The following is a 12,630-nucleotide window of genomic DNA, read 5'->3' on the forward strand; positions in this document are numbered from 1 at the left end:
GTCCAGCCGCGCCGCGCCGCCGGCGGGGCCGCGCCGCAGCCGGTAGACTTCGCCGAAGGCGATGTCCAGCGGCACGCCTGCCTGTTGCAGCCCCTGGGCCGCCGCGCCCAGCTTGCTGAGCGCGAAGCCGGCGTCGCGCAGGCCGGCCGGCGTGCTGTAGGGCTGCGCCGGGTCCGCTTCCTGGCGGTAGCGCAAGCCGTCTTCGCCGCCGGAGGCCGCCACCCAGGCGGCGAACAGCACCGCGCCCTTGCTGGTGGCGTCGCTGCGCCGATCCCAATGGGCCAGCACTTGCGCCGCGGCGATCAGGCCGGCGTCGCCGGAGGCGCGCGCATAGCCGATCAAATCATCCAGCACCCGGTCCGCCAGCAGCAGCCTGGTGTCGTGCTTGGCGCTGAGCAGCGTGTCCAGGGTGAAGGCCGGTGTTTGCTCGATCAACTCGATGCCGCGCTGTTCGCGCAGCAGCGGCGACGCCCGCGGCGACAGATAGGCGGCGTAGGCGGCCGGATCCAGCGCCGGCTTGCTCATATACCAGGGCACGCTATTGGAGTTCTGCACCCAGCCGCTGGCCGGGTTGAGCACCTGCGGCAATTCGTCCAGGCGCAGCGCCTGGCGCCAGATCAGATCGCCGCGGCTGCCGTCCACCGGCTGCGCCCAGAAGGCGGCGTCGCCGCCGGCGCGGCGCGGGGTCAGGCCGCCGAAAGCCGCCCAGATATTGCGCTGAGCGTCGGCGTAGATGATGTTGTGGTAGGGGTTGCGCAGCCGCGCCACGACCTTGCGGAAGGCATTGAAGTCGGGCGCCTGCGCCATGTCCCACCATTGTTCCAGCACGCCGGGGGTCTGCAGTTGGTCGACGCCGACGATGCGCAGCGCGTAGCTCTGACCGTCCTTGTCGAACACCGGGCCCTGCTCGGCGCGGCGCAGCGTCAGCTGCTCGGCTTGCAGGCTGCCGTCCGGCTGGCGGATATACATGGTTTCGCGCTTGGTGTCGAAGTCGCGCGCCACGCCGTCCAGCAGGTATTGCTGGCCGCTGAGCTTGAGCTGGTAGAGGTCGCAGCCGTCCTGGGTGTTGACGGTGTGCACCCAGCCCAGTCGCTGGTTGAAACCGATGCGCATCACCGGCAGACCCACCAGGGTGGCGCCGTAGATATCGTATTCCGGGCTCTTGAATTGGGCTTCGAACCAGGTATGGCTGCCGCCCCACAGCAAATGCGGATTGGCCAGCAGCATGGCGTTGCCGGAACGGCTCTTGGCCGGCCCCAGCGCCCAGCCGTTGGAACCGCCGATCAGATTGATGGGGGTGGCCACCGCGTCCGGGTAGATCAGCGAGCAATTGGCCGCGCCGGTGGCGGTGGAGCCGCTCAGATAGCCGAAGAAAATACGCAGGGTGTGGCCCAGCACGTCCTCGCTGCGCACCGGCAACACCGCGCGCGCCGCCGGGCTCAGACCGCCGCTGGCGGCGGCCTGGTCGTTGATGCCGGCGACGAAGGCATCCAGGTAGGCGCGCATGCGCGGGCTTTGCTGTTGCAGCCATTGTTTGGAACGCTCGGGGAAACCCATCGCGCGCACCAGGCGGTCCACTTCCGCCATATTGCTGGGAAAGGGCTCGCCGGCCTCGAACACCGCGCCGTAGTATTCGGCGCCGCGGCCGCGCCCCTGGGCGTACAAGCGCAGCAGCAGTTCCGGGTGCGCCTGCATCTGGGCGCGGCCGAAGGCGTAGGCCAGGCTGTCGGCGCGCGCGGCGTAGATGTGCGGCACGCCGCTGCGGTCCCACAGCACCTGACTGCCGCGCGGCTTGCCGTCTTCGTCCAGTTCGCAGGCCGTCAGCAAGGACAGCATGGCGATGCCCAATAGGGCGAGGATCAAGCGTTTCACTACCTTTCCTCCTTTTTGACAACTTAACAATGAGCTGTCGGCCAGCATGCTCAACAGCGATGCTCGGTTCTTCACACTCTTGAAACAACGGAACTGGCCAGCAAGAAAGGAAGCACGTATCCAACGCGCCCAAAGTCCCTTCAAGTCTGCCGCCGGGTGGCAGGCCCGAGGTTTTAGCTACGCAGAAACTTCGCTTCGCTCGTTTTAAGCGGCGGCCTGTTCGAGCAGCGCGAGGTTAGCGCGCCATCACTGAGCGAATCCTTGATTCGCTCAGTGATAGGGGAATTTGGCCGCGTTGTTCCCCTTCCTGCCTTATTCCCTCGCGACGCTACGCTTGCCTCGCTCGATCAGGACCGCCCCGGCAATCAAAACCATCATCCGCGCAGCGGATGCCTCATGCCCCTAATACCAGCGAAACACCCGCGCGCCGCTGACGAAGCCGGCAATGCCGATCAGCGTGAGCACCACCGCAGAACGCGCGATCTCCAGCACCCCGGCGCCCTCGACGAAGATCATGCGCATGCCGTCGGCCAGCATGGTCAGCGGCAGCACCTCGATCACCGCCACCATCCAGTCCGGGAAGTGCTTGTAGCTGAAAAAGATGCCGGAGAAGATCACCAGGAACAGGATGGTCATTTCCAGCAGACCGTTGGCGGTCTGCGCCTTGGTCGCGCGCGAGGCGGCCAGGATGGCGATGCCGGCGAAGCAGACATTGCCGGCCAGCAGCAGCACGATGAAGGGCAAGGCCCCGCCCTGGGCGTGCACGTCGAAATAACTGCTGGCGAACAGATACAGCACCAGGGTTTCCAGCAGGCTGAACACCAGGCAGGCCAGCACGTGGGCCAGCAGGAAATCGGTCTTGCGCATCGGGGTGATGCGCATCTGCCGGGTGACGCGGGTGGCGCGTTTTTCGATCAGCGACCAGCCGACGGCGATCAGGCAGGTTTCCATCACCGCCATCGCCACCAGGCCGGGCACCAGGAAGTCGATGTAGCGCAGGCCGGGGCTGTCCAGCACCGACATATTCTTGTCCACCGCCTGGCTCAGCGCGTCCGGGTCGTCGCCGAGGAAGAAGTAGGTCAGCAGCGCCTCATTGTTCTGCGGGTCCAGATAGTAGATGCGCTTGCCGCTGTCGGCGCTGGGCTCCATGAACACCTGCACATCGCCGCGCTTGAGGCCGCGCAACACCGATTCGCGGTCCGGGTAGTACTGGAAGCGGTATTTCATCCGTATCAGGTGGTCGCGCTTGATTTCGTCCGCGTTGATGACGCTGGACAGCGGCTGGTTGCGGGCTTCCACCTTGCTGATCCACGCGCGCACCGCGGCCTGCTCCTGCACATTGGCCGGCAGCACCACGCCTATGGTGCGCTCCTTGATTTCGCCGCCGGAGAAGGACACGCCCAGCAGCCACACCAGCAGCAGCGGGAAGCCGAAGGACCAGAACAGGATTTGCGGTTCGCGCAGGTATTGGCGGAATTGGGTGATGATCAGATTGAGCAAGGCGTTATTCATGGAAACCTCGGCCGGCCAGTGACAGGAATAAATCGTCCAATGTTTTTTTGCGCACGATGATTTCGTCGATGTCGATTTGTTGTTCGCGGATGAACTCGGACAGGCGGAACAGGAAGGCCGAGCCGTTGCGCACCAGCAGCCGCGCCTTGGCGGACGCCTGGTCGTAGCTGTAGCTGATGATATTGTCCTTGTGCTTGGGCTCGGCGCCGCCGGCGCCGCTCTTGACCCGGTATTCGACCACTTCGCCCGGCTCGTGAGCGGCCAGCAGTTCGTCCAGCGTGCCCTGGGTCAGGATGCGGCCCTGGTGCATGATGCAGATGCGGTCGCACAGGTATTCCGCTTCTTCCATGTAGTGGGTGGTCAGCAACATGGTGGAGCCCAGCTCCTTGTTGAGCTTGCGCAGGATGTCCCAGGTGCCGCGCCGCACTTGCGGGTCCAGGCCGGTGGTGGGTTCGTCCAGGATCAGTATCTCCGGTTGATTGAGGATGGAGATGGCCAGCGCCAGCCGCTGACGCTGGCCGCCGGACAGTCCTTCCACCATCACCTTGCGCTTGGGAATCAGCTCCACCAGTTCCAGCACCTCGTCGGCGCGGCTGCGCGGCCGGCGGTAGAAGCTGGCGAACAGGTTGACGGTTTCGTCCACCCGCAGCTTGTTGATGAACAGCGATTCCTGCAGCACCCCGGCCAGGCGGTGGCGCAGATAGCTTTCGTCCTTCTGCCAACTGCGTCCGAGGATGCGGATGGAACCGGCCTCCGGCTGTTTCAGCCCCTCCAGCATTTCCACCAGCGTGGTCTTGCCGGCGCCGTTGGGCCCCAGCAGGGCGACGAATTCGCCGCGATAGATGTCCAGCGACACGTCGTTGACCGCGGTGTAGTCGTTGAAGCGCTTGGTCACCGACTGGAATTCGATGACTTTTTCTCTTGTTGTGGCTTGGTGCATTTCACTTTCCGTAGGAGCCGAAGGAGAACCGAAACAGCGGAAAACTCCGCGCAGCCGCGGGAGTCATCCGCCTCTTTTCATTGCCGCCGCGCGGTCAAACGAGTTGATAACGGTCCGCATCCTTCAGGAAAGGGAACTGGGCGCGCACATCGTCCAGCTGCGCGCGCGACAGCCTGGCCTGATGCACGCTTTCCAACTGGCGGCCGTGGTACAGAGTGTCGCCCAGCGGATCTATCAACATGGAGTCGCCGCTGTAGCGGATGTCGTTGCCGTCCACGCCCACCCGGTTGACGCCGATGACGAAGGCCTGGTTTTCTATCGCCCGCGCCGGCAGCAACGTCTGCCAGTGCTTGGAACGACGCTCCGGCCAGCTGGCGATGTAGAGCGCCAGGTCGTACTGGCTCTTGTTATTGCGCGACCAGACCGGAAAGCGCAGGTCGTAGCAGACAAAGGCCGCCACCGACCAGCCATCCACCTTGACGATCAGCGGCGCGTCGCCGGCGGTGTAGTGCTCGTGCTCACCGGCGAAGCTGAACAGATGCTTTTTGTCGTAGCTGAACAGGCTGCCGTCGGCCTTGGCCCACAGCAGGCGGTTGTAGTAGCGACCCTGATCTTCTATCGCCACGCTGCCCACCAGGTCGGCGCGCTTGGCGCGCGCGGTGTCGCGCAACCATTGCACCGCCTTGCCGTCCATGGTTTCGGCGATCTTCTCCGGCCGCATGCTGAAGCCGGTGGTGAACATTTCCGGCAGCACGATCAGCTGGCTGTCGTTCACCACGCTCAGGTGGCGCTCCATCCGCTGCAGGTTCTGATCCACCGATTCCCAGGCGATGTCGCTCTGCACCAGGGTGACGGCTAAGTCTTGATTTGGCATGGTTTGCTTTCCCAATCGGTCAATATCACTTCGTTGTGGTCGCCGCGTTCGCGGCTGCTCTGGCGCACCAGCACTTCGCCGCCGTCGTCGGACAGATACCAGCCGGTGCCGCTGATCTTGCGCCGCCGCGATTGATAGGCCACCACCCTCACCTGCCGCAGCTGGCCCAGCAGGTCCAGGGTTTCATCCGGCAGCCGCTGGTAGCGGACTTCGTCGATGTCGAAATGCTCCAGGTCCAGCACCCGCAGCGTGGCCTCGGCCTGGCCGCCGGCGAGGAAGCGCTCGGCGGCGTCTTCGCTGCTGGCGTCGAAATCCCCCAGCTTGAAGCGGCGCACCTCCAGCTGGCCGTCGTGCAGGCGCAGGGTCAGCACGCCCTGGCGCAGCCGGCCCTTGATCACGGTCTTGTCGCCGTCCTCGTCGGAGACGCCGGCGTAACGGCACAGGCCGTCGGCGCCGAAGTCCATGCTCTCGTCCGACTGCAGCGAGTAATCGAACCACAGACCGCTGCAGCGCAGGTCCATCCGGTTGCTGACTTGCAGCACCGGCAGATCGTCCAGCCAGCCGCGGCGGCGCTCGGTGCGCAGCCGGCCTATCGGCTCGCCGTTGCTCAGCACCCGGTAGTCCAGCAGCAGTTCCGCGACCGGTGGGGAGCTCGAAAAACCTGCTGCGCGGTCCGATAGCTGCGTTGCTCCGTGCTCGCTCCCTCGCCGTACTCCTTGTACTATCTCGGTCGCTGCGCGCGGTGCGTCTTGCTCTCGAACCGCTCGCGACGGTTTTTCGAGCTCCCCCGGCGCTTCGATCAGCGCTTCCTCGTCGGCCAGCATCTCAGCGCACCGCCGCCGCGTCGCTCAGATCGGCGTCGTACAGGCTCTCCATATAGCCGCCGGCCATGCTGGTGTGACGCTTGATTTCCGCCAGCGGCGCCTGCTCCGCCGGGGCGTTCAGGAAGCCGACCTTGCACGCATAGTCCAGATAGCGGCCGAACAGCGCCTGATCGGAGTCCGGGCAGCGGATCTCGGTGTTGGCCAGCAGTTCCTGGATTTCGCTGGTGTCGTACTTGGCGTGCTCCTTGCAATCGCTGCCGTCGTAGAAGATGGCCATCAGATCGGTGAAGGTGGAGCGGTAGCCGGTGCCGCCGCGGTGCATGCGGCCCTCTTGCAGCGCTTCGAAGTAGTCCTTGGACGACACGTCGCGCAGGGTGTAGCCGTAGCCGCGCAGGCGGGCGACGATGCCGTCGTAGTTGATCGGACGCGGATTGGTCAGGTTGTAGGTGCGGCGATTGCTGGATTGCAGATTCATCGCCGCGAACAGCGTGGCCTGGGCCACGTAGTCCACCGGGGAGATGTCGAAGGCTTCGTCCGAGGCGAAGGTCAGCCCCGTTTCCACCAGCGATTTGAGCATTTCATAGTAGATGCCCTTGACCTTGGTCTGCTTCAGCGGGTAGCAGCCGGTCCGGCTGTCGCCCCAGATATTGCCCGGACGCACGATGACCCAGTCCAGGCCGCGCTCGCCGGCCTCGTGCACCATGCGCTCGGCGGTGAACTTGGAGCGCTCGTAATCCATGTTGACGAAGCCCTGGCCCACGTCCAGATCGCTTTCATGCAGCACGAAGTCCGGTTGGTACAGCTTGTCGCCCACCATGCTGAAGCTGGAGGTGAACACCAGCGGCGCCTTGCCGGCCAGGCACAGCTCGATCAGGTTGGCGGTGCCGCCCACGTTGACCGGGGCGATCTTGTTGTAGGAAGCCACCAGGCTGACGTTGGCGGCGCAGTGCAGCACCAGGTCCGCCAGGTGGGCCAGGTCGCGGTAGGCGCTGGCGTCCAGGCCCAGCATAGGCTGGCTGATGTCGCCCAGCACCGGGATGATGCGCCAGGCCTCGGTGGACAGCTTGCGGCCCTCGTCGTAGCAATACAGCACGTCTTCGATGCGGGCGCGCGCGGCGTCCTTGTTCTCGGCCCGCACCACGCAATAGACGTTGGCGTCGGTGGTGGCCAGTATTTCCTGCAGCAAACGGCCGCCCAGCACGCCGGTGGGGCCGGTCAGCACGATGTTCTTGACGCTGGTCTTGGCTCGGTAATCCATGACTTCACCTCTGAATTTGGTTTGGTTCCAGTCGGGGGCCGGCGCGGCCGGCCCCCTGTCACGCAATGCGGCAGAACCTGTTTACGATCTCGCGAGCCAAGGCGAGACAAGGCGAAAACGAGCGAAAAAGCGGAATGTACAGGTGGTACATGAGCATTTTGAGCTTGGTTTCAACGCCCATTTCCATCCATCCCGCCGACGCGCGGCAGATCGCAAACACGTTCTTACAAGGTTCCTACCCGCATGCCTCCATCCAGCGGAATGACGGTGGCGTTCAGATAGTTGGTCTTGCAGGTGGCCAGGAAAGTGACCACCTCGGCGATGTCCTCCGGCAGCCCCCAGCGCCCCACCGGCACGATGGACTTGACGATGGCGTCGTCGGACTGCTCCACCATCTGGCGGTCGACGAACTGGTTGAGCATCTTGGTCTTGCAGATGCCCGGCGCGATCGCGGTGACGCTGATGTTCAGCGGCCCCAGCTCTCGCGCCCAGGACTCCGACGCCTTGATCAGCCCGGCCTTGGACGCGGCGTATGCCGATCCGCCGGCCGCACCCCAGATGCCGGCCACCGAGGCGATGTTGATGATGCGGCCGTACTTCAGCCGCGCCATGTGGCGGGAGAACACCGCGGTGGCGTTGAAGGCGCCGTTGAGGTTGACGTCGAACACCCGCCGCGCCAGTTCGCCGCTCTTCTCCGCCGTGCAGTAGCCGCGGCCGATGACGCCGGCGTTGTTGACCAACACCGTGATGTTGACCCCCATGCGCTCGACGATGGCGGCGCTGGCGGCGTCCACGCTGGCGGAATCGGTCACATCCATCACGAAGCCGCGCAGGCTGTCCGGGCAGCCGAGCTCCCGGCCCAGCTGCTCCAGCGCGGCCGCGTCCACATCGGTGGCCGCCACCGCGTAGCCCACGTCCAGCAGCGACTTGACGATGGCGCTGCCGAAGCCGCCCGCGGCGCCGGTGACGACCGCGACTTGCCGGGTCACGCCACCTCTCCTTCCTTGAAGGCGATGTCGATCACTTTGCGGGCGTTGGCCATGGCGTCGAAGATGCGTTCTTCGAAGAAGCGCACATCGTCCTGGTTCATCAGCAGGTTGGAGTAGATCCGCGACAGCGGCGAGAACTGGATGCCGTAGCGCTTGGAGATCTCGCGGATGATGATGTCGCAGAACTTGACCTTGTCGCTGTAGCCCTCGGAGCGGTCCACCATGGTGTCCTGCGAGTGGTAGACCAGCGCGGTGGGCATGCCCTGCACCACCAGCGGCAGATCGTTGGCGTGAGCGGCCTTGACGAAGATGTCGGAGATCTGCTCGGTGAAGCGGCCCATGCGCTCGTAGCAACCCGGATCCTGTTCGATCAGCTCGAAGGTGCTCTTGATCGCGGCCAGGCCCAGCGGATAGCCGTTGAAGGTGCCGGCGTGGATCACCTTGCCGCGGGTGTAGAGGTCCATGATGTCGCGACGGCCGGCGATGGCGGAGATCGGCATCGAGCCGCCACCCAGCGCCTTGCCGAAGGTGGACAGGTGCGGGGTCACGCCGAGGATGCCCTGGGCGCCGGACAGACCCAGGCGCACGCCGGTGATGATCTCGTCGAAGATCAGCACGATGTTGTACTTCTCGCAGATTTCCTTGGCGCGCTCCAGATAGCCTTCGCGCGGGAAGATGCCGCCGCCGTTGACGCAGATCGGCTCCATCAGCACCGCGGCGATTTCATTGTGGTAGCGCTCGATGGTGGCTTCCAGCACCTGGATGTCGTTCCACGGCAGCATGAAGGACTGGTCTTCCAGCGCGCCGTCGGCGCGGCCCAGGGTGTCCAGCAGGTCGCCCTTGAAGGTTTCCGGCACCGGGAAGCTCAGGTCCTGGCGCTTGCGGCCGCCCATGATGTTGTCGGCGTTGCCGTGGTAGTGGCCGTGGAAGCGGATGAAGCGCTGCTTGCCGGTGAAGCCGCGCGCCAGGCGCAGCGCGTTCTGCACCGCCTCGGTGCCACTCAGGCAGAAGCGGATCATCTCAGCGCAAGGAATGTGCTTGACCATCAGTTCGCAGACTTCGACCTCCAGGTCGCAAGTGTCCACCGAGGTCACTTTCTGCATGTAGCGGATCAGCGCTTCGTTATAGGCCTCGTTGTGGTGACCGACGAAGAGCGCGCCGAATTTGCAGAACAGATCCAGGTGTTCATTGCCGTCCAGGTCCCAGACCCGGGAGTTGCGGCCGCGATTGAACGGCACCACCAGCGGCCGTTCCGGGTCGCCGAAGTTGTAATGAGTGCCGCCCGGCAGCAGCTCCCAGCATTGCTTGTAAAAGTCCTTGGATTTGATCAGCGACAGCTTGGTATTGCCTTCCATATTCCTGCTCTCCTCTTGCTTGCCCTGTGATGCTACGGTTGGTGCTACGGTTGATGACGGGATGTCATTCAATTCGGGTTCGGGACCGCTGTCGTCTTCGTCCAGCGCCGCCATGCGGGCGCTGAGCGGGCGGTAGCGGTCCAGCCGCTGCGGCGTCAACACGCCCAGCTGGCGCAAGGCGGCGACGCGGCTCAGATAGGCGGCGCCGGCCATCAGCTCCACCGCGATGTCGGCCACCTTGCGCTTGGCCACCGGCGCCAGCTCGCTGCCTTGCAGCCACTCGTTGGCCGCGCCCATCGCCGCGCCGCACCAGATCTGGTAATCGACCGCGCGCTCGGCCACGCCGGAAATCGCCCAACGCGAGGACTGGCCCAGATACCACTGGAACAGCAGCGCCATCTTTTTCTTGGGATTGGCGTTGGCGGCGTCTATCAGCGTCTGGTTGCCGCGGCCGGCGAAGAAGGCCTCGGTGTCGGCCCACACCTGGGCCAGCGGCTGGCGGAACACCTGCTGTTCCAGGCTGGCCACCTCGGCGGCCGGGATCTGCTCCAGGCCGGGGTACTGCTTGTACAGGCCGTGCAACTTCTGCGCGCGCACCGCGTACATGCTGCCGCCCTTGAGCACCTGCACCTTGGCGCCCAGTTCGAACATATCGGCCGACGGCGCCATCGCCATGTCGGCGATCTTGGCCTTGCCCAGCAATTGCTTGACCGGGTCCGAGGTGCCGGCTTCGACGCAGGCCTGGTTGATGGAGCCGGTGACCACGTAGGCGGCGCCCAGCGAGAACGCCGCCAGCGTGGCGTGCGGGCTGCCGATGCCGCCGGCGGCGCCGACGCGCACGGTGAAGGGGTAGCCCTGGCCGGCGCAGATTTCGTCGCGCAGCTCCGCGATGGAGCGGAAGATGCAGCTGAGCAAGCCGTTGTCGGTGTGGCCGCCGGAATCCGCTTCCACGGTGATGTCGTCGGCCATCGGCACTTTCTTGGCCAATTCCGCCTGGCGCTCGCTGATCAGGCCGTCGGCCAGCAGCTTGCGCACGATCTTCTCCGGCGCCGGGCTGAGGAAGTGCTGCGCCACTTCGCGGCGCGACACCTTGGCGATCACGCGGTTGCGGCGGATCACCGCGCCCTTGTCGCCGGCTTCCAGGCCCTTGACCCGGTAGTAGACGATGGCGGCGGACAGATTGACGTAGGCCGAGGCCTCCACCACCTTGACGTCCTGCTCGATGAACAGCTTGACGCAGTTCATCTCCCAGTCCGGCTGGCTGGGGTTGTGCAGCAGGTTGATCGCGTACGGGCCATTGGGCAGCGCCTGCTTGATGCGGCGGATGGCGCTGCCGATGCGCTCCAGGGTCAGGCCGCCGGCGCCGAAGGCGCTGAGGATGCGGCGCGAACCCAGCGCGATCACCATGTCCTCGGAGTTGATGCCGCCGGCCATCGCGCCGGCGTAATAGGCGAAACGCACGCCATAGTCACGCAGGAAGGACGGATCGCCGAAGTACTCCGGCAGCATCGCCGGCACGATGCCCAGGCAATCCACCTGGCCGTTGCCGGCCAGCCCCCCGGCCGGCTCCAGCAGCACCGCCTCCTGCTGGCGCAGCACGTGCAGCGGCCGCGCCAGCTCCAGCAACTGGGCCTGGGCCTGTTCCGGCGTCTGCTGGAATTTGCCGGCATGGCCCTGCCATTTGTACACCGTGGCCGCGAAGCGCGGCGCCACGCAAAGCTTGTCTTGGTTCATTCATGCCTCTATCGCTGTCAGCGCCGGCGCCGAAGCGTCCGCCGCTGCCGGCGCGCGGCTGAAGCCGGCGCCTAGGTTGTCGCACATACCGATGACGTTGCCGCGGTAGATGATTTCCGCGAGGAAGACCAGCGCCATCCGCTCCAATTGGCCGTCGGCCTGGTAATCGCAGTGGATGGACTTGCAGGTGAGCCGGTAGCGCAGGGTGTCGGCCTCGCACTTCACTTCACCGCGGAACTTGGCGCTGTAGCTGTGCGGGCTGAGCGCGTGCGGCACCATGCCCGGCAGCGAGTACAGCCCCAGGTAGCACAGGTAGAACTTGACCAGCTGCTCGCAGCCTTCCACCAGGAAGGTGCCGGGCATCACCGGGTCGTTCTTGAAGTGGGCGCGGAACACCCAGTGGCTGGGGTCGATGTCGCGCTCGGCCACCACCTCGCCCAGGCCGAAGGCGCCGCCGGAGGCGGAGATGGACACCACCCGGTCCAGCATCTTGGCCGCCGGCGCGTACAAGCGCGGAGCGCGCGGCGTGGCGTAGGCGGCGTCGCCGAAGCAAGCGACGAAGTCGCCGCGCTGCAGGGCCTCGATATGGCTGTTGTCGAAGGACTCGCGCAGGCAGCGCAGCGGCGGCTGGAACGGCTCGGCCGGCTGCTTGGCCTTCAGATAGGGCGCGGTGTTGACGCCCTTGGATTTCTCGATTTCCTTGGGCAGGAAGAAGCCGGAATTGGCCTCCAGCTTGAAGCTCAGCCTATCGCCGACGTAGCACAGATACTCGTAGGCGATCAGCACGCTCTTGCCCACCTTGAGGAAGGACTTGATGTTGACCCGGCCGCGCAGCACTTCGCCGGCCTTGGGCAGCGGGCCGTAGACCGTGGTCTGGCTGTCCACCGCCCGGTAGCGCAGCTCGCCCTTGAACAGCTGGTCGCAGCCGATATAGGTGAAGGCGACGATCATCGCGTGCGAGGCTTCCAGCGACACGAAGGCCGGCACCAGGCCGTCGGACACGTACCAGGCGTCGGGGTGCAGATCGTATTCCCACTCGATGAAGCACGGCTCCAGCTTGCCCGGCTGCGCCGACAGCGCGGTGATGCGCGAGGCGAACATATACGGCGGCGACGGCATGCGGGTGCGGATCGGATAGTTGTCGGCCTCGGCGTAATCCGGGCCCAGCACCTTGGCGATGGAGCCGTCGGTCAGCTCCACCAGCTGCGCCTCGTCGAACAAGGGGCGCGGACGCGGCGGCGCGGCCTTGGGCTTGACCGCGCGGCGCTGGCC

9 protein-coding genes are annotated in these 12,630 nt (G+C 65.4%); all 9 read right to left on the minus strand.

Annotated elements, in window-relative coordinates:
• Nucleotides 1–1,872 (minus strand): penicillin acylase family protein (locus LQT98_RS04965; RefSeq protein WP_231461339.1); only part of this gene is annotated, 1,872 nt, incomplete at its 3' end.
• Nucleotides 1,873–2,274: 402 nt separating this feature from the next.
• Nucleotides 2,275–3,384, minus strand: coding sequence for an ABC transporter permease (locus LQT98_RS04970; protein ID WP_048410691.1), 1,110 nt, complete (start codon nucleotides 3,382–3,384; stop codon nucleotides 2,275–2,277).
• Nucleotides 3,377–4,324 carry an ABC transporter ATP-binding protein gene (locus LQT98_RS04975; protein WP_048410692.1) on the minus strand — a complete coding sequence of 316 codons (948 nt, stop codon included), beginning with the start codon at nucleotides 4,322–4,324 and terminating at the stop codon, nucleotides 3,377–3,379. Before LQT98_RS04975 ends, LQT98_RS04970 begins: the two co-directional genes overlap by 8 nt.
• Before the next feature lie 94 nt (nucleotides 4,325–4,418).
• Nucleotides 4,419–5,198, minus strand: a complete 780-nt coding sequence (locus tag LQT98_RS04980) for an amidohydrolase (RefSeq protein WP_231461340.1) — start codon at nucleotides 5,196–5,198, stop codon at nucleotides 4,419–4,421.
• Nucleotides 5,180–5,812, minus strand: coding sequence for a hypothetical protein (locus LQT98_RS04985; RefSeq protein WP_231461341.1), 633 nt, complete (start codon nucleotides 5,810–5,812; stop codon nucleotides 5,180–5,182). Before LQT98_RS04985 ends, LQT98_RS04980 begins: the two co-directional genes overlap by 19 nt.
• 211 nt (nucleotides 5,813–6,023) lie before the next feature.
• The gene (locus tag LQT98_RS04990) at nucleotides 6,024–7,280 is read right to left on the minus strand and encodes a thioester reductase domain-containing protein (protein ID WP_048410695.1); all 1,257 of its coding nucleotides are present in this window, start codon (nucleotides 7,278–7,280) and stop codon (nucleotides 6,024–6,026) included.
• 224 nt (nucleotides 7,281–7,504) lie between these two features.
• Nucleotides 7,505–8,269 (minus strand): SDR family NAD(P)-dependent oxidoreductase, encoded by a 765-nt coding sequence (locus tag LQT98_RS04995; RefSeq protein WP_231461342.1) that lies wholly within the window; start codon nucleotides 8,267–8,269, stop codon nucleotides 7,505–7,507.
• Nucleotides 8,266–11,358: a PfaD family polyunsaturated fatty acid/polyketide biosynthesis protein gene (locus LQT98_RS05000; RefSeq protein WP_231461343.1), complete on the minus strand. Its 3,093-nt coding sequence runs from the start codon at nucleotides 11,356–11,358 to the stop codon at nucleotides 8,266–8,268. The genes LQT98_RS04995 and LQT98_RS05000 overlap by 4 nt, the downstream gene beginning before the upstream one ends.
• On the minus strand, nucleotides 11,359–12,630 hold a 1,272-nt coding region (locus LQT98_RS05005), incomplete at its 5' end, for a hotdog family protein (protein ID WP_231461344.1).

The sequence above is a fragment of the Chromobacterium aquaticum genome, assembly GCF_021129195.1.
Classification (GTDB): domain Bacteria; phylum Pseudomonadota; class Gammaproteobacteria; order Burkholderiales; family Chromobacteriaceae; genus Chromobacterium; species Chromobacterium aquaticum.